General features: G+C 62.5%; 19 protein-coding genes. 8 read left to right on the plus strand and 11 right to left on the minus strand.

Features of this window, described 5'->3' with window-relative positions:
• Nucleotides 1–90 precede the first annotated feature (90 nt).
• The 5 genes from M1E12_RS00360 to M1E12_RS00380 are packed head-to-tail and all read right to left on the minus strand — an operon-like array spanning nt 91 to nt 6,360.
• Nucleotides 91–1,824 (minus strand): acetyl/propionyl/methylcrotonyl-CoA carboxylase subunit alpha, encoded by a 1,734-nt coding sequence (locus M1E12_RS00360; RefSeq protein ID WP_479563344.1) that lies wholly within the window; start codon nt 1,822–1,824, stop codon nt 91–93.
• A 48-nt stretch (nt 1,825–1,872) separates the two neighbouring features.
• On the minus strand, nt 1,873–3,477 hold the full coding sequence (locus M1E12_RS00365) for a 5-oxoprolinase subunit B/C family protein (RefSeq protein ID WP_479564785.1): 1,605 nt from the start codon (nt 3,475–3,477) through the stop codon (nt 1,873–1,875).
• A 7-nt stretch (nt 3,478–3,484) separates the two neighbouring features.
• Nucleotides 3,485–4,291, minus strand: a complete 807-nt coding sequence (locus M1E12_RS00370; protein ID WP_479563345.1) for a putative hydro-lyase — start codon at nt 4,289–4,291, stop codon at nt 3,485–3,487.
• Between the two features lie 22 nt (nt 4,292–4,313).
• Nucleotides 4,314–5,078, minus strand: a complete 765-nt coding sequence (locus tag M1E12_RS00375) for a LamB/YcsF family protein (protein WP_479563346.1) — start codon at nt 5,076–5,078, stop codon at nt 4,314–4,316.
• A gap of 22 nt (nt 5,079–5,100) precedes the next feature.
• Nucleotides 5,101–6,360: an NRAMP family divalent metal transporter gene (locus M1E12_RS00380; RefSeq protein WP_479563347.1), complete on the minus strand. Its 1,260-nt coding sequence runs from the start codon at nt 6,358–6,360 to the stop codon at nt 5,101–5,103.
• Between the two features lie 324 nt (nt 6,361–6,684).
• On the opposite strand from M1E12_RS00380, the gene M1E12_RS00385 reads away from it, so the two are divergent.
• Nucleotides 6,685–7,335 carry a GntR family transcriptional regulator gene (locus M1E12_RS00385; RefSeq protein WP_113459939.1) on the plus strand — a complete coding sequence of 217 codons (651 nt, stop codon included), beginning with the start codon at nt 6,685–6,687 and terminating at the stop codon, nt 7,333–7,335.
• Nucleotides 7,336–7,358: 23 nt separating this feature from the next.
• Here M1E12_RS00385 and M1E12_RS00390 read toward each other — a convergent pair whose 3' ends face one another.
• The 3 genes from M1E12_RS00390 to M1E12_RS00400 all read right to left on the minus strand — a co-directional run bounded on the left by M1E12_RS00390 (nt 7,359) and on the right by M1E12_RS00400 (nt 9,518).
• Nucleotides 7,359–8,114, minus strand: a complete 756-nt coding sequence (locus M1E12_RS00390; protein WP_479563348.1) for an SDR family oxidoreductase — start codon at nt 8,112–8,114, stop codon at nt 7,359–7,361.
• Nucleotides 8,115–8,193: 79 nt separating this feature from the next.
• Nucleotides 8,194–8,703, minus strand: a complete 510-nt coding sequence (locus M1E12_RS00395; protein ID WP_310240375.1) for an acyl-CoA thioesterase — start codon at nt 8,701–8,703, stop codon at nt 8,194–8,196.
• A gap of 308 nt (nt 8,704–9,011) precedes the next feature.
• A complete protein-coding gene (locus tag M1E12_RS00400) occupies nt 9,012–9,518 on the minus strand; it encodes a histidine phosphatase family protein (protein ID WP_479563349.1) in 507 nt (168 codons plus the stop codon).
• A gap of 297 nt (nt 9,519–9,815) precedes the next feature.
• On the opposite strand from M1E12_RS00400, the gene M1E12_RS00405 reads away from it, so the two are divergent.
• A complete protein-coding gene (locus M1E12_RS00405; RefSeq protein WP_479563350.1) occupies nt 9,816–10,913 on the plus strand; it encodes a glycoside hydrolase family 25 protein in 1,098 nt (365 codons plus the stop codon).
• A gap of 20 nt (nt 10,914–10,933) precedes the next feature.
• On the opposite strand, the gene M1E12_RS00410 is transcribed toward M1E12_RS00405, so the two are convergent.
• The gene (locus tag M1E12_RS00410; RefSeq protein ID WP_113459929.1) at nt 10,934–11,113 is read right to left on the minus strand and encodes a hypothetical protein; all 180 of its coding nucleotides are present in this window, start codon (nt 11,111–11,113) and stop codon (nt 10,934–10,936) included.
• A gap of 193 nt (nt 11,114–11,306) precedes the next feature.
• Here M1E12_RS00410 and treZ point away from each other — a divergent pair, with 193 nt between their 5' ends.
• Both treZ and M1E12_RS00420 read left to right on the plus strand, forming a co-directional pair.
• Entirely contained in the window at nt 11,307–13,157 is a 1,851-nt protein-coding gene (gene treZ, locus M1E12_RS00415) for a malto-oligosyltrehalose trehalohydrolase (protein WP_479563351.1), read from the plus strand.
• A gap of 84 nt (nt 13,158–13,241) precedes the next feature.
• A complete protein-coding gene (locus M1E12_RS00420) occupies nt 13,242–13,496 on the plus strand; it encodes a hypothetical protein (RefSeq protein ID WP_479563352.1) in 255 nt (84 codons plus the stop codon).
• A gap of 144 nt (nt 13,497–13,640) precedes the next feature.
• Here the strand turns inward: M1E12_RS00420 and M1E12_RS00425 are convergent, their stop codons facing one another.
• Nucleotides 13,641–13,940: a BON domain-containing protein gene (locus tag M1E12_RS00425; RefSeq protein ID WP_479563353.1), complete on the minus strand. Its 300-nt coding sequence runs from the start codon at nt 13,938–13,940 to the stop codon at nt 13,641–13,643.
• A gap of 77 nt (nt 13,941–14,017) precedes the next feature.
• Between M1E12_RS00425 and M1E12_RS00430 the strand changes: the two genes are divergently transcribed.
• Together M1E12_RS00430 and M1E12_RS00435 are read left to right on the plus strand one after the other, a co-directional pair.
• Nucleotides 14,018–15,709 (plus strand): HWE histidine kinase domain-containing protein, encoded by a 1,692-nt coding sequence (locus tag M1E12_RS00430; protein ID WP_479563354.1) that lies wholly within the window; start codon nt 14,018–14,020, stop codon nt 15,707–15,709.
• A 58-nt stretch (nt 15,710–15,767) separates the two neighbouring features.
• The gene (locus M1E12_RS00435) at nt 15,768–15,998 is read left to right on the plus strand and encodes a hypothetical protein (RefSeq protein WP_479563355.1); all 231 of its coding nucleotides are present in this window, start codon (nt 15,768–15,770) and stop codon (nt 15,996–15,998) included.
• A gap of 203 nt (nt 15,999–16,201) precedes the next feature.
• Here M1E12_RS00435 and M1E12_RS00440 read toward each other — a convergent pair whose 3' ends face one another.
• Nucleotides 16,202–16,522 carry a hypothetical protein gene (locus tag M1E12_RS00440; protein ID WP_479563356.1) on the minus strand — a complete coding sequence of 107 codons (321 nt, stop codon included), beginning with the start codon at nt 16,520–16,522 and terminating at the stop codon, nt 16,202–16,204.
• Between the two features lie 100 nt (nt 16,523–16,622).
• On the opposite strand from M1E12_RS00440, the gene M1E12_RS00445 reads away from it, so the two are divergent.
• A complete protein-coding gene (locus tag M1E12_RS00445) occupies nt 16,623–16,898 on the plus strand; it encodes a hypothetical protein (protein ID WP_113459922.1) in 276 nt (91 codons plus the stop codon).
• Entirely contained in the window at nt 16,895–17,104 is a 210-nt protein-coding gene (locus M1E12_RS00450; protein ID WP_479563357.1) for a hypothetical protein, read from the plus strand. The genes M1E12_RS00445 and M1E12_RS00450 overlap by 4 nt, the downstream gene beginning before the upstream one ends.
• Nucleotides 17,105–17,148: the final 44 nt, after the last annotated feature.

The raw sequence follows: 17,148 nt of genomic DNA on the forward strand, positions 1-17,148 counted from the left end.
GTTCCGATTTCAATGAATGGTCCGCTTCGGCGGACCATTTTTTTCGGTCATTGCGTTGAGATAAGTCGCTAGCGGCGGCAATACCTGCTTTTAGGTCTCGAAACGTGCGATTTCTTCTCCCGCCTGCAGATAGGCGCCGGCCTCGGCCTTGAGCCGGACGCGGCCCGCCCGAGCGGCCACCACCTGCGTTTCCATCTTCATGGCTTCCATGACGGCGATCAGGTCGCCGGCCTGAACCTCGGCCCCATCCTCGATCTTGAAAGCCTGAAGCGTGCCCGCGATCGGAGCGGGGACGCTGGACGAATCCTGTGCCGACTTGGACGTCTCCTGGATGACACCGGCAGAGGCCGCTCCGGTCCCGAAACCAGCGAGCAGCATCGCCGGGATGGCCAGTGCATGACGTTTCCCATTGATCTCCACATGGGTGCGGATCACGGTTTCATCCGCAAGCTGCTCCGGCCGGTTGGCGCTGGCGAGCGGCTCTGCAAAATCCGTCTCGATCCAGCGCGTATGGACGCGGAAACCGTCCTTGCCGACAAAGTCAGGGCTTTCCATGGCCGCGCGATGGAAGGGAAGAACGGTCGCCACACCCTCGATCTTGAATTCCGCCAGAGCGCGCCGGGCGCGGGCCAGCGCCTGTTCGCGCGTTGCGCCCGTCACGATGAGTTTGGCCATGAGGGAATCGAAGGTGCCGGGTACCGTGGAGCCGCTCACCACACCGGTGTCGAGCCGCACACCCGGGCCCGACGGCGGATCGAACCGCGTGATGGATCCCGGCGTTGGCAGGAAACCGCGTCCGGGATCTTCGGCATTGATGCGGAATTCGATCGAGTGACCGCGCGGGGCAGGGGTCTCCAGCACCTCGAGCGCCTTGCCTTCGGCAATCCGGAATTGTTCGACCACGAGATCGATCCCGGTCGTTTCCTCGGTCACGGGATGCTCGACCTGCAGGCGTGTATTTACTTCCAGGAACGAGCTCGTGCCATCCACGCCGAGCAGGAATTCGACCGTGCCGGCGCCGGAGTAGCCCGCTGCCGCGCAGATCTTGCGCGCCGCCTCATGAATCTCCTCACGCTGCTTATCGCTCAGGAACGGCGCAGGCGCCTCTTCGACGAGCTTCTGATTGCGCCGCTGCAACGAACAATCGCGCGTGCCGAGCACCAGCACATTGCCGTGTTTGTCGGCAAGAACCTGCGCCTCGATGTGGCGCGGACGATCGAGGAAACGCTCGAGGAAGCATTCGCCGCGCCCGAAGGCAGCCTCGCCTTCACGCACGGCGGAATGATAGAGTTCGGCAACCTCCTCCATCTTCCAGGCAACCTTCAGTCCGCGTCCGCCGCCGCCATGGGCGGCCTTGATCGCAACGGGCAGTCCGTGTGTCTTAGCAAAGGCAATGACCTCATCCGCCGTCTCGACCGGGCCATCGCTGCCCGCCACGAGGGGCGCGCCAACCGAGAGCGCGATCCGCCGTGCTTCGACCTTGTCGCCCAAGGCCTCGATGACGTGCGGGTCCGGGCCGATCCAGGTCAACCCCGCCTGTTGTACAGCACGCGCAAACTCCGCCCGTTCGGAGAGGAAGCCATAGCCGGGATGCACCGCATCCGCACCAGAGCGCCGGGCAATGTCGATCAGCTTCTCGATATCGAGATAGGTCTCCGCCGGACGGCTGCCACCGAGCCCGTAGGCCTCGTCCGCCAGGCTGACGAACAGCGCCTCCATATCCGGATCGGCATAGACGGCGACGGACTGCAGCCCGTAATCACGGCAGGCGCGAATGATACGCACGGCGATCTCGCCGCGATTGGCGATCAGCACTTTCTTCATCGGGGTCTCCTCACTGTCTCTGTCGGCAGCCACAAGCGGCGTCGCTGGTCATGCCCCGCCGGGCACGATCTCGGCGAACTGCGTAATGGGCCGGAAGCGGATTTTGGCATTCACCGGGATCTGCCCGGCAAGATCGAGATGGTAGTCGGCGACCGTGCCGATGACGGGGTAGCCGCCAGTCAGCGGGTGATCGGCTAGGAAGAGCACGGGCTGGCCACTATGCGGCACCTGGATCGCCCCCGTCGCCGTGCCTTCGCTCGGAAGCTCGGCCCTGTCCTTGCGCTCGAGCGGCAAAGCTCCTGAAAGACGGATGCCGACGCGGTTCGACTGCGGCGTCACGTCGAAGACCTGGGTCGCCAGTGTCTCGAGACCTGATGTCGTGAACCAGTCGCTGCGCGGACCCATCACGACGTCGAGCGTGACGATCTCGCCCGCTGCCGGGCACGCAAAGGCTGGCGTCTCGGTGAGGGATACCGGCGACAATTCACGACCCCCGGTCTTGATCGCAAGCATTGCGCCCGCGCCAACGGGCTCCGGGCCTACGATCGCCAGCGTATCCGTCGAGGCGCTGCCCAACACCGGGGCAACATCGAGGCCGCCACGAAAGGCGAGGTAGCTGCGCGCGCCGCGCGCCGCAAAGCCGAGCGTTACGGTGTCTCCCGCTTCCAGCGAGATCGGCTGGTATCTCTCTGCCGTCATCACCCGGCCAGAACCGTCCCGAACAGAGATCGGGCAGGGAGCCCCGGTCAACGCCATGACGGCCGGGCCGGAGACGGTGAACGAAAAGCCGCCCAGCGTAATCTCGAGACAGGCTGCCTCGACCGGATTGCCGACCACCCGGTTGGCAGCGCGGAATGCACCCTGATCGAGCGCTCCCGAGGACGAAACACCCTGGCCGGCCTGGCCGAAGCGGCCAAGGTCTTGCACCAGAGCCGGCATGGGGGCTGCGGTCACCGTGATCGTCGTCGCCGATGTCGGCTCCACGATATCGTCGTCACGCCGATTGAGCGTATTCGCAACGACCGGCGTGCCCTGCGGACGCTTGGCCAGATCGAAAAAGCGAACCCGATAACCAGGCTGAAAAAGGGCAGGCGGCTGTCGCGTCAGATCCCACATCTTCAGCGGCGTGGTGCCGATGATCTGCCAGCCACCCGGGCTTGCCTGCGGATAAACGCCGGAGAAAGTGCCCGCCAGTGCCACGGAGCCAGCCGGGATCCTCGTGCGCGGGCTTTGCCGCCTTGGCACCTGCAGCGCCGGATCGCCGCCGACGAGATAGCCGAAGCCGGGTGCGAAACCGCAAAAGGCAACCGTGAATTCGCTCGCCGTGTGCCGCTCGATGACCTCTGCAACGGAAAGGCCCGTCAGTTCGGCCACATCCTGCAGATCTTCGCCGTCATAGGTCACGGGGATCTCGACCAGCATGTCCGACGGCGGGACCTTTGCCGTCAGGTCACGCTTTTGGATCTCGGCCGCTATCGCCCCGGCCGTCAGCATCTCCGGCTTGAACCGGATCATCAGCGTGCGTGCCGCCGGAACGATATCGACGATCCCGTCGACCGGATCAGCTTCCAGCGAAGCAAAGAGCGCGAGTGTCTCGTCGAGATCCTTCAGTTCGACAATCAGGACAGTCAGGCTGACGGGGAGAAAACGCATCATGGCCTCAGGCGTGGTAGGCGGAATCGGGGATGTCGGTAATGAACATGTGCCCGGGCGCATGGGTGATGGCAAATGGGACTTTAGACGCCATCACGGCCGCCTGGGGCGTCACACCGCAAGCCCAGAACACCGGCACCTCGCCGGGCTCGATCCTGACCGCATCGCCGAATTCCGGCTTGCCCAGATCGGTTATCCCGAGCTCTTCGGGTGCCCCCACATGAACGGGAGCGCCGTGCACGGCCGGAAACCGGCCTGAGATCATCGCTGCATCCGCGACCCGGGAGGCTGCAATCGGCCGCATCGAGACAACGAGATTGCCATGCAGCCGGCCAGCCGGACGGCAGGCACGGTTGGTCAGATACATCGGCACATTCGACTTGTCCGTAATGTGCCGGATATCGATGCCCGCCTCCATCATCGGCGTTTCGAAGGTAAAGCTGCAGCCGATCAGGAAGCTGACGAGATCGGGATGCTCCGCCCAGGCGGCACTTGCGTCCGTCACCTCTTCGGTAAGCTCTCCATCTCGCCAGATCCGGTAGAGCGGCACGTCACGCCGCAGATCGGCGCCCTTCGCCAGCACAGTCGCATGCGAGCCCGGATCCGACACGTCGAGCACGGGACAGGCCTTTGGATTGCGCTGCGCATAGAGCAGGAAGTCGAAAGCCCAGTCGCGCGGCAGGACGATCATGTTGGCCTGGGTAAAGCCCTGGGCAACCCCTGAGGTCGGCTCGACTGCCCCTTGGCGGTAGCGTTGGCGCGCGGCCTGCGCGGCAGACGTGTCGACATGGCGCAATGTGTCAGGATCGATCATCGGCGTTTCTCCTCCCGCGGTCTCAGCGATTGAGGAAGGATTGCACTGTAATGCCATCCTTCTTGAATGCCTGTCTGATCTCGCGTGCAATCGCGACTGCTCCGGGGCTGTCGCCATGCACGCAGATGGAGTGTGCCTCGATCTTGATGGTCGACCCATCGATCGCTTCGATCGTGCCCTCATGGGCCAGCTGCAGCATACGCCGGGCGATCAGCGCCGTGTCATGCAGCACGGCACCGGCCTCGCGGCGGGACACGAGCGCGCCGGAGGGCGTGTAGGCGCGATCGGCAAAAGCTTCAGCCACCACCTTCAAACCCGAGGCACGGGCGAGATCGAGGATCGGAGAACCCGCAAGGCCCATCATCACCAGATCGGGATCGATCGCCTTGATCCCGTCGATCACGGCCTGGCCCTGCTTGGGATCATGGGCGATGCGGTTGTAGAGCGCGCCATGCGGCTTCACATAGCCGACGGTGACGCCCGCGGCGGCGGCAACACCCTTCAAAGCACCGATCTGGTAGATCACATCGGCCGTCAGTTCAGCCGAGGTGACATCCATGTCGCGCCGGCCGAAGCCGACGCGATCCGGGTAGGAGACATGTGCCCCGATCGAAACACCGCGCTCTGAGGCAGCCTTCACCGTCTTCAGAATGCCGACCGGATCGCCGGCATGGAAACCGCAGGCGACATTGGCGCTGGAGACGATGGAAAGCATCGCCTCGTCATCGCCCATGGCCCAGGCGCCATAGCTTTCGCCGAGATCGCTGTTGAGATCGATGGCTGTCATGTCTTCCTCCCTGTATCGATTGTTAGGCAGCGGTCACCAGCGCGAAGATCGGCCCGATCGATTTGTAGCCCATGTACCAGGTGAGCGCGCAAGTCAGCGCCCCGAGGATCAGCAGCCAGCGCGGATAGCGATAGCCACCCATCAGGTCCGAGCGCGCCCAAGCGGCATAGATGAAGATCGTCAGACCGATCGGCAGGATGAGACCGTTCAGACCGCCGACAAAGACCAGCATCTGCGCCGGCGGTGTCGTGATGATCACGTAGAAGAACAGTGAGACCGCGATGAAGATGACGGTCGCGATGTTGCGGGCGCGCTCGCTGATGTCCTTCTTGAAGACGGTGATGAAGGAAACCGAGGTGTAGGCCGCACCGATGACCGAAGTGATCGCGGCGAAGAACAGCACCGCGCCGAAGATGCGCAGGCCGAGATCACCGGCAGCCGCCTGGAAGGCCTGTGCAGCCGGATTGGCACCCTTGCCCGAGACATCGATGACCACGCCGCTTGCGACAACGCCGAGGATCGCGAGGAAGAGCACGTAGCGCATGACGCCGGTGACAGCGATGCCGGACAGGGCCGCGCGGTTGACGGCGCCGAGGTTTTCGATGCCGACCGTGCCCTTGTCGAGCAGGCGGTGTGCGCCGGAATAGGTAATGTAGCCGCCGACCGTGCCGCCGACGATCGTGGTGATCGTGGCAAAGTCGATCGTGGAAGGCAGGAAGGTCTGGTAGAGCGCGTCACCCACGGGCGGCTGCGAGACGAGGGCCACATAGACCGTGAGAACGATCATCGCGAGACCGGCGACGATGATCAGCCGGTCGATGGCGACGCCCGCGCGATGCGACAGGAAGATACCGATTGCAATCAGCGCGCTGATCGAGCCGCCGAGCTTGGGGTCGAGACCGAGGAGCGCATTGAGACCGAGACCTGCACCACCGATATTGCCGATATTGAAGAACAGGCCGCCGACGATCACCAGGATCGCCAGCACATATCCGGTGCCGGGGATGGCAGCGTTTGCGATGTCGGACGCGCGCATCTTGGTCAGCGTCACGATCCGCCAGATGTTCAGCTGAACGACGAAGTCGATCAGGATCGAAGCGAGGATGGCAAAGGCGAAGGCCGAGCCGAGCTTCGTGGTGAAGGTCGCGGTCTGGGTAATGAAGCCGGGGCCAATGGCGGATGTCGCCATGAGGAAGATTGCGGCAAGCAATGCGCCGCGGCGCGTCTTGGCGGACATGCCGCCGGATGCGGCCGCTGGGGCCGTTGTCGATGTCTGTTCCATGTTTCCCTCTCGGTTGACCGATCCCCGGCTTTGCGCGGGGCTTGTTGTTCACCTGCAGGGCCAGCCTCTCCCGGTTTCACAATTCTGTCAATATTGTTCAACGATTTTATTTGATCGTTCTACTTAAGTGCCGCAATGTTGAGCGAATTGATGCTCGGATAAGCAGTGTCGACATCTGCAGGAACAATTTTTGGCCACCATTGGCCGGCGCCTTGCTGCGATTTCTGAACTGGACCATAAGGCAGCAGAGACCTGTCGCATGATTTGCGGGCGCTCTTCGGGCTAGACGACGCGACGGGACGAACCGGTCGCTTGGGGAAGTTGATGGCAGAAACAGAAACGACAGCAGCCCTGGCGCCACGCCTGGCGGAGGCCATTCGCGACAGATTGATCAGCGGCGAGTTGAGGCCGGGCCAGAGGCTTTCGGAAGCAGCGCTGAGCGCCGATTTCGAAGTCTCGCGCAACTCTCTGCGGGAGGCCTTCAGGCTGCTGACCAAGGAAGGATTGCTGCAGCACGAGCCGAACCGCGGCGTCTTCGTCGCCACACCCAGCATGGCCTCGATCATCGATATCTACCGTGTCCGCCGCGTCGTTGAAGGTCAGGCACTGGCCAATGCCTATCCCAAGCATCCGGCAGTCGAGCGCATGCGATCGGCAGTCGACGCGGCCCGTGCCGCCCGCGATCGAAACGACTGGACGGCCGTTGGTAGCGAAAACATGAAGTTTCATGCGGCAATCGTCGATCTCGCCGACAGTCAGCGGCTGAACGGCTTCTACGCCCAGATCGCCGCCGAACTGCGCCTGAGCTTCGGCCTCCTCAAGGAACCCGAACTCCTCCACGCCCCCTATGTCGAAATGAATGCTGCAATCCTCGAAAAGCTCGAAGCCGGCGAACCAAAAGCCGCCGCCGCCGCACTCGAAGCCTATCTCCTGCAGTCCGAGCGCACGGTGTTAGCGGCTTTTTCCCGGATCTGACGTGCCCCGGCTCCCTTACGACATCATAGCGACGCGGTGATCCCGCCGTCGACATAAAGGATATGCCCGTTGACGAAGGACGAAGCGTCGGAGGCGAGGAAGATCGAGGCGCCGACCAGTTCCTCGACCTTGCCCCAGCGTCCGGCCGGTGTCCGTTTGGAGAGCCACGCGGTAAATTTGGGATCGGCGACGAGGGCGGCGTTGAGGGGCGTTTCGAAATAGCCTGGCGCGATCGCATTGCATTGCAGCCCGTGCCGCGCCCAGTCCGTCGCCATACCCTTGGTCAGGTTCCCGACAGCCCCCTTGGTCGCCGTGTAGGGCGCAATCGTGGGGCGGGCGAGCGCTGTCTGGACGCTCGCGATGTTGATGATCTTGCCGCGTCCACGGCCGATCATGTGTCGGGCAACGGCCTGACCCACATTGAAGACACTGGACACATTGGCCGCCATCAGCCGCTCGAAGGCCTCCGCCGGAAAGTCCTCGAGCGGTGCGCGATGCTGCATGCCGGCATTGTTGATGAGGATATCGATCGGCCCGATCTCGGCCTCGAACCGGTCGACCGCCTCCTTGACCGCTCCATGATCCGTCACATCGAAGGCAAGCATGCGCGCGCCGGCCCCCAGCGAGCGGGCCGCGCTTTCAAGCTTCTCGACACTGCGCCCGTTGAGCACGACCTCGGCACCCGCCTGCTGCAGGCCGGCGGCGAGTGCAAGCCCGATGCCCTGCGAGGATCCCGTTATCAGCGCCCGGCGCCCTGTCAGATCGAAGAGCTTGTTCATGGTATCCGCCTCCACCGAAAATGATCGTGACCCCGGACTTGGCCATGGCTCGATCAAAGTCAAGGCAGTTGGGCGAGCCTCAGGTCGCGGCGAGCGCTTCCTCGGCAGTCTGGCTCGCCTCCTTGAAGCGGGCCTCGAATTCCAGACGCAGCGCCCGGCGGGTTTCGGCCGCGCGTTGGCGGCGCTTGCGGATCTCGTTCTGCGGCACATAGGGAGGGACGGCTGTCGGTCTGCCCTCGGCATCCACGGCGACCATGGTGAAGTAGCAGGAATTGGTATGCCGCCGCTCGCCCGTGCGGATCGTCTCCGCCTCGACGCGGATGCCGACCTCCATCGAGGTCCGGCCTGCATGGTTGATCGAGGCGCGGAAGGTGACGAGTTCGCCGACATGGATCGGCTGGCGGAACACCACCTGATCGACCGACAGGGTCACTGCATATTGCTGCGAATAGCGCGACGCACAGGAATAGGCCACGCGATCGAGCAGATTGAGCAGCGCGCCCCCGTGCACCTTGCCGGAGAAGTTGGCCATGTCGGGTGTCATCAGCACCACCATTTCAAGTTGGCTGGTGTCGTGCGGCTCGTCCATCAAATGCCCTCTGCGCTTTCAACTGTCCCCCATCCTATTGTGCGGCGCGTCAGGCGCAAGTGTCGGATGGGAAGCGGATGTGACCACAGAGCTTGAATGCCTTGCGGCAGAACGGAGAGGCAGGAGAACGCGATCATCTGCGATCAATGCAGATTTTAGACTCCAAGATCTAATTTTTCTGAAGAATTATAGGCCAGCCGGACCCTGCCGGCGCGTCCGCCGAGGCATGTCAGGATTGCCGCCGCACCTAAGCTTGTTCAAAGCCTTTCATCACGGGCGATCTCTTTCTCGCCGCACCCTTTTCCCCGTCATGCCTCGGCGGACTGCCGGCCGATCACGGCGACCGCACCGGCCTCATCCAGTTTGGCAAAGACCAGTTCCCCGCTGCGAGGGACGATGGAGGTGAGCCCGGTCACGTTGACCTGATGCGTCACGAGCACGAGCGGCATTCCTAATCCGCGGGTGCTGAGCCATTGCCTTAGAGCCTCGGTCTGGCCGCGTCCGTCTTCCGTGTTTCCGAAGAAGGAATTGAGCATTGGTTGCTCCGTTACCGGTCCGAGCTCCAGCAGCTCGGCGGTGTCGAGGCAGCGGCACCATTGGCTCGAATGCACCGATGCCTCCCGGATGCCATTGTCGCGGAAGAGAGCGCCGATCCGTGACGCCTGCGCTCGCCCTTCCTCCGACAGGTTTCTTTGCGTGCTGCAGTCACCGATCCGCATCCCCGGTGGGTCACCCGTTCCCGGGGCAATGGCGTGGCGAAGCAGCACGAAGGCCTGAGCGGACCGGAGAGCCGCCCACGGGTCCTCCTCTGCCATCAGGGATATTCCACCTGTTACGGCAAAGAGGGATGTGAGAAGAAAGGATCGTCTCGGCAGCATGCTTGCCTCCTTGAAGTCTCTCCGACGATTGCTCCTGAACAGATACGTCTTGCTTCGGGCCCGGGATTTTTGGCGCCGGCGCACATATGCGTGAACGGTTTCACAAGCCGCGCTGCAGTCGCATCCCGTAAAGATTGGATTCACCTTTTCCCGGTAAAGCTTTGTTAGCAATTCCCAGAAGCTTCGGGCGTCCGCCTTCGTTTGCGCCCGGCTTACAGTTCGAGTCCGTGTGCCATGCGTTCCCAGGTCCTCTCCTCGCTCCTCGTCGGCTGCCTTGTAATCACCGGCTGCAGTGCGCGCACAAACCCGATTGAAGCCCTCAGGCTCTCCTCCTCGAACCCAAAGCCGCAGCCGACCCAGACGGCAGCAGCCCCGACACCGGCAGTCGCCGTCGATGAACAGACAGGCTCGATCGCCGCGGCACCCTTGAGCGGGGGTGGGGCTCCGGAGCCCTTGGCATGGGCGGGAGATACGCCGAGCCAGTCACATTTCGAGTCGGCAACGATGACGGCCGGAATGCCGGTACCGGACCAGCGACCGGTCGCCATGCTGGTCCCGCCGACCTCGCCACTTGCTGCTCCAGAACAACCTGCCGGGCGCTCGGCTGGTCGCCACCGGGTTTACGACCAGCGCTTCCGGGATGCCAAGCCGATCAACTTCGGCAAGGTGAAGCCGAAGCATCATGCCGTTCACGGCGTCGACGTCTCGCGCTGGCAGGGCAACATCGACTGGACGACACTGCGCAAGCAGGGCGCCAACTTCGCCTATATCAAGGCGACCGATGGCGGCGATCACCTCGATCCCATGTTCCACACCAACTGGAAGCGGGCCAAGGAAGCCGGCGTGAAGCGCGGCGCCTATCATTTCTTCTACTGGTGCCGCGTTGCCTCGCAGCAGGCAGACTGGTTCATCCGAAACGTGCCGCGTGATCCCGACGCCCTGCCGCCGGTGATCGATGTCGAATACAACGGCGAGTCCAGCTGCCGCTTCAAGCTGTCTCCGGAAAAGGCACGCGAAAAGATGCAGGTCTTCATGGATCGGCTCGAGCAACACTACGGCAAGCGCCCGGTCATCTACACGGCGCCCGACTTCTACAAGGACAATCTGCGCGGCCACTTCCGGGATTATCCCTTCTGGCTGCGCTCCGTCGCGGCGCATCCGTCCAAGGTCTATCCGGATCGCAAATGGGTCTTCTGGCAGTATTCCGGCTCCGGCCTATCGCAGGGCGTGAATGGCAAGATCGACCTCAACGTCTTCTACGGCTCGGTCTCCGACTGGCAGAACTGGGTTGCAGGCAAGAAGGGCTGGGAAAGGGTCGCCGGCCTTCGCTGAAGCAGGCGACCCGGTTCGGCTTACATCGGTGCGCCGGGCTCCACGACCGGCGGATCGCGCGTTTCGTCCGGATTGGGATTCGGCAACTCGTCCGGCAGCACATCCGGTTCCGGCTCTTCGACCGGAACGTCCGGTGCCCAGGTCGGCGCCGGCATCGGCGGCTGATCTTCATATGGCGATGATGGATTGTTGATGGGCATGATCATCTCCCTCTTGGCCGCCTGCCGCAAAATGCGGTCGAGGTCGGCATATGCAAGAGCAATTCGCCCGGACCGGCTTTGTTCCTGAAAACAAGGGTATCCGCTCGCTCAATCATCATGCCTTCCCGCCGCGGAACTTTCGGCACGCCTCAGGGTTCGTTCGCTTCGGAGTTTAAAGCGAGAAGGCGAACAGATGGACGAGCGGATTGCAGGGCTTGATGCTGAGAACTTGGACGCTGCGCTGGAATACCGCGTATTCCCGAAAAGCTGGGGTGCGGAATACACCGCCGCTGGCGAGGTCCGCTTCCGCATCTACGCATCGGGTGTCGAAGCCCTGAGCCTTCGTCTGGCCGACGAACAGGTTCCCATGTCGACGACGGGGGACGGCTGGTTCGAGCTGCTGGCCACCAATGTCCCTCCCGGCACGCCCTACAGCTTCGTGCTGCCGGATGGCCGACAGGTCCCGGATCCGGCAGGCCGTGCGCTGGAAAGCGATGTCCACGGCGCTTCCCTGGTAGTTGATCCCACAGCGTATTCCTGGAAGGCCAGCGGCTGGAAAGGTCGCCCCTGGTCGGAAGCCGTGGTCTACGAGATCCATGTCGGCACCTTCACGGAGGAAGGCACGTTCGCCGCCGCGGCCGAAAAGCTTTCTGACCTCAAGGACTTGGGGATCACGACGATCCAGCTGATGCCCGTCGCGGCTTTCGGTGGGCAGCGCGGCTGGGGTTATGATGGGGTGCTGCTCTACACGCCGCATCCGGCCTATGGCGAGCCCGCCGATATGAAGGCCTTCATCGACAAGGCGCATGGCCTTGGCCTCATGGTCATGCTCGATGTGGTCTACAATCACCTCGGCCTCGACGGAAACTACCTTGAGGCCTACGCGCCTGATCTCTTCATGGACGAAGGCACGCCCTGGGGGCCGCGGCCCGACGTGACCCGCAAACCCATGCGGGATTTCGTCATCGAAAACGCTCTGTACTGGCTGGAGGAATTTGCCCTGGACGGCCTGCGTTTCGATGCGGTCGATCGCATCGAAGACCAGACCAGCGATGTTCACATCATGGAAGAAATGGCGCTGCGCATCCGCGACGCGCTGCCCGAGCGGCATGTTCACCTCGTGGTCGAGGATGGCCGTTGCATCACGGCGCTTCATGAGCGCTCCGAAGACAATTCGGTCCGGCTCTATGACGCTGTCTGGAACGACGGTTACCACCACCTGATCCATGCCTGGGCAACGGGTGAGCACGGCGGCCACTTCAAGGTCTTCGCCAAGGACTTCTGGCCGAGGATCGGCAAGACACTCGCCACCGGCTTTGCTCTCCAAGGGGAAAAGATCGCGGAGAAGGGAGACGAGCTGGTGGGTGAGCCAAGCGGTCATCTGCCACCGGTCACCTTCATAAACTTCTTGCAGAACCACGATCAGATTGGCAACCGCGGACGCGGCGACCGCCTCTGGGGCAACATCGAGGCTGATCTTGCTGCACGGCTGATGGCCATGCTGCTGTTGTCGCCACAGATTCCGATGGTCTTCATGGGAGACGAGTTCCAGTCGAAGGGCCGCTTCTTCTTTTTCGCCGATTATCCCGAAGATTTTGACCAGAACACGCCCGAAGACCGGTTGCGCCAGGGCGAAGCTTTCGGCTCGGCGGATCTGACACTGGACGAGATCCGGGATCCGACTGATGTCGCAACCTTCTCAGACTCCAAACTCGATTGGCAGGAGGCCGAAACGGAGGAGGGCGTGAAGGTGATGGCCGAGTTCCGGGATCTCCTGCAGAAGCGCCACGAGCATCTCATGCCTCTGCTGCGCGATATCGGAGGCGGCGTGGGGCATGTCCTGACTGCGGAGGAAGGGTTGCTCGCGATCGACTGGCAGCTGGGAGAGCGCCGCTGGCAATTGCGGTGTAATTTCAGCGATTACGAAGCCACTTTGCCGCCGGTCCACGGGCAAACCATTCATGTCATGCCCGGTGAGGCAGAGGCCGATATCCGGGATCTCTCACGCTTTGCTCTGCGCGCACTGATCATCGTCTGCGGTTGATTTCGCAAACTTGGTAAAAAACATCAGAGGTCGCGGAACCCTTCATCATCTTGTTCGTTTGTGGGCAATCAGGAGGAGTGCGGCATGACTCAAGTTTATTGTGACATCATCCCTCAGGCGAGCGGTTGGTGCTTTCTGTCCGAAGAAGGCCAGTCACCGGTCTACCCGAGCTACAGGCTCGCGGTGGAAGCCGCACGCGGCTATTCGGAAAGCCAAACCGCCAAGCGCAAGACGACTGTTCTGCGTCAGCAGGATCTGAAAGGTCGCATGCTTGAGATCGGCGGCATCAATCAGTCCTGGGGATCGGACGGCATGACGGGAATGAGCGGTCGTGCCTGAGCACGCCGCTTTGCAAGTGGCATCGGAACTTCGGTGAAGGCAATCAGGGGTGAGGCGGGCTGCAGCGGCGTGAGGCGGAGACTTTTGGTCTCCGAATGCGCCATGCCGCGCGTCGAGCGGACCTTGTGTGGCGAACGGTCTCGATCACGGCGCTTCGTCAGTCTCCATGTGCACCGTAACTTTCTCGACACCGGCCACCGTCAGCGCGGCTTCCACAGCACGGTCCATTTCTTCGCGCGTGCTGACCGCGCCGAAGAGAAATATCTCGCCCCCGCTCGCCACGACCCGCAAGCCTTCGGCCCCCGTGCCCTGCGTAGACGCCAGGGCGTCGGCCACACGCTGCTCGAGCGTTGCCTCTGTCGGGTTCTCTTCGGCGACGGTCGGCGCCTCGCCGTGGAACAGTTGCGGCTTGAAGATCATCGCACTCTCCTTCTTCGGTCTCATCTTCCTAACGCGCTTGATAGAAATTGGTTCGCCAAGACACGCGGGAGATCCGGGGTATCCCCGGGGAGGGCTGCTCCTTGAGCCGGATCTCGAAAACACTTCTGGGGTTCTTCCCGACGGCGACAATCGGATCTTATCTGGTCACGATGGCAGCGCTTGCCACGCTGCCATTGCTTGCCTTCGTCGCTTTCCTCCTCCTGGAACTCGAGAGGTCGCAGTTCCAGACCCTTCGGACCGATGTTGCCCAAAATGCGCAGGCCATCAGCCGCACAGTCGAGCGCAAGCTCTCCGACCTGGAAACAACGCTGGCCCTCGTCGCCAACTCCGTAGAGCTGCAGCAGGGCGATCTGCAGGCCTTTCATACCCGTGTCAGCGAAAGCCTGAAGGACAGTTCGCTCTATGTCCTCCTGGCGCGCGGCGATGGCATCCAGATTTTGAACACCCGTATGCCATGGGGGGCGCCTCTCCGGCCCATGGCCAATCCCCAATCCGTCTCCTCGGCCTTGGAATCGGGTAAGGTAGAACTCTCAGGCGTTTTCCTGGGCGCAACCAGCCAGCGTTGGGTCGTCAATCTGACGATGCCACTCAAAGAGCCCGGGCCAGCCGGCACCGAGGCCGTGGTGCTAACGCAGGACGCGGAAAGCCTTCGCAATCTCACCTTCCGCGATACGCTCCCGCTCGGCTGGACGGCTGCCCTTGTCGATGGGGAAGGCCGCATCGTCGTTTCCAATGGTGCAGACGTCAGGCCGCCCGGAACGCAGGTGGAGGCAAACTGGCCGGAACTCATGTTCGGGATGAACGGCAGCGCCGTCTTCTATCGGGAAGGCCGGCAACACCTTCTCGGATACGCCAAGGTGGCTGACTGGCCCTGGCGCGCCATCGTCTGGGGCCCGGCCGACAACCTCAACAACTCTTTCGTCACGCTCTGGAAGAGCCTGTTGATCGGCAGCCTGATCTTCCTGACGATCGTGCTCGGCCTGGCTTCGATTGCGGCCCATCAATTGCGGTCCGCCATCCGGAAAATTGCCAACATGGCCGAACGCATCGGCCGTGGTGAAATCGTCTCGCCGGAGCGGACCAAGATCGTCGAGGCAAATCAGGTCGCCATCGCTCTGTCCAATGCCTCCTTCGATCGTGCGGAAGCCGAGGAGCGCATCCATTTCATTCTCCAGGAACTCGTCCATCGAACGAAGAACATCCTGTCCCTCGTGCAGGCGATGATGCGGCAGCTGGCGCGCGGAACCGATGACGTCGAAGAATTCCAGCGCGCAGTGAGCGGGCGCCTCGCGGGTCTGGCGCAGTCGATCGAGGCACTCGCGAAGCAGCAATGGGGTGGCATTCCCTTAGCTTCGCTTGTGGACCTCCAGCTGACGACGGTCGTCGGTTCGATCGATCGTGTCTCACGGCAGGGGCCGGAACTGCTGGTCAACGCCAATGCGGTCCAGAATCTCGGGCTCGTCTTTCACGAGCTTGCCACCAATTCGGTCAAATATGGCGCCTTGTCCGTGCTCGAAGGGCGCCTTCGGATCGAATGGGAAATCCTCGAGCCTTCCGAAGAATACGAGGATCGCCAGCTGCGGCTGAAATGGATCGAAGAGCATGGTCCGCCGGTGAAGCCCCCGACCCGCCGTGGCTTCGGCTCCACGGTCATCGAGCGACACGCTGCGAGCGCATTCGTGGGCAAGGTTTCTGTCGATTTCGAAGAAGCAGGCCTTCGCTGGACGCTTGTCGCTCCGCTATCAGCTTTCGTTGCCGGCACGGATGAATAGGGCTCGGAACCTTTGACGGTGGTCTAGGGTTGATCCTCCGCAAACCGGAGGAAAGAACATGTCGTCCGATCATCAGGATAAAAACGTCAAACGCGTTCACAAGGACGCCCAGGGTCAGTTCGCAGGGACGCAGGCGGGCGGAGACAGTGACGGTGTCGCCAGCGCCAAGCCGACCGTTGTGACCGGCTCGGAGGATGCCACCGTCAACAAATGGCCGCCCGGCAAGAAGGATCCGCCGAAGGACTGGGACGCCAATTTCGACATTCGCGACCAATCCGCCGACAAGTAAGCGCGAGGGTCAGAACTTCCCTGACCCCATCCGTGCTCCGTTGATCTGTGCGGGAACAGCGACAAGGGACCGTGACCGCTCACGGAGCGGCAGGTCTGCCCGCAGTGGCAAGGCAACCTGCGGATTTTCCGGCAGGCCCGTGTCGGGCGTCCGACGGCGCCGGATCCTGCTGAAGAATTGAGAAAGCATCTTCCTGAGCATGATTATCTCCTCTCGTTCGTCGCTTGCGTGAAACCATTGGGTTCGCCGAGGTCGGTCGTAGAGCGTCTAAGGGCAGACGCTCGGGCTTTCGCCGTCTCCAGAATTTCGCGGATGGCTTCACCCTTTTCGTGACCGCGTCCGACACCGGCCGAAGGCTCGACACCCGGATCTTCCGACCCGTCCCGAAGCAGCACTTCCTGCTCGAGGTTGCGCAGCAGTTCAGGGGCTTGATTGGGCGAAGTGAGGATCTCCGTCAGGAGTGAGATCAGGATCTCCCGATGTGCATTCAGCCGTGCCTCAAGCGTCTTCAAATCGCCGTCCATTAAACCCTCTCCTCTGCGGACAAACCCTGTGGGAGAGGAACATTGCGCGGCTCCAAATGTTTCCTCAGAGAGCAATTTCTTCTGTCAAAGGGAGTGGATTATGTCCGAGGTACGTCCGCCGCGCTGGCGTCGTTTTCCCGATCCGCGAGATCGCCTGATCATCGCGCTCTTCGCCCAGCTGGAGGCGGAGAGGCAGACCCGCGAGACCCTCCGGATGGCGATCCGCTCCGGCACGATCGATCCCGCGGTTCTTGAGGCGATCGCGGATGATCCTGTGCCCGCCACCAGTGAGGATATTGCAGCCCTGGAACGGACGATCGCCGTTCGCGAGCGCTTCCATGCGGAAGCCGACCAGCACAGAGAGGACTGGAGATGAAACTGATCAAGATCGCCGCCGTGTTTGCCACGGTGGGTCTGCTCGCCGCCTGTGGCGACTCGAGCAACAATACGAGTGGCACGACGAGCGAGGAGCGGAACACAACCGGCACTCTGCCCGCGATGGAAACCGACAGCGACCCGACACCGCAGACCGGTACGGGCGGAGCAGGCCAAAGCCGCCCAAGCGGGCAGACGACCCCTTAACAATACCACAAAGGTAAAGGGCCCGGATCTGATCCGGGCCCTTC

The organism is Rhizobium sp. K33 (assembly GCF_056501445.1).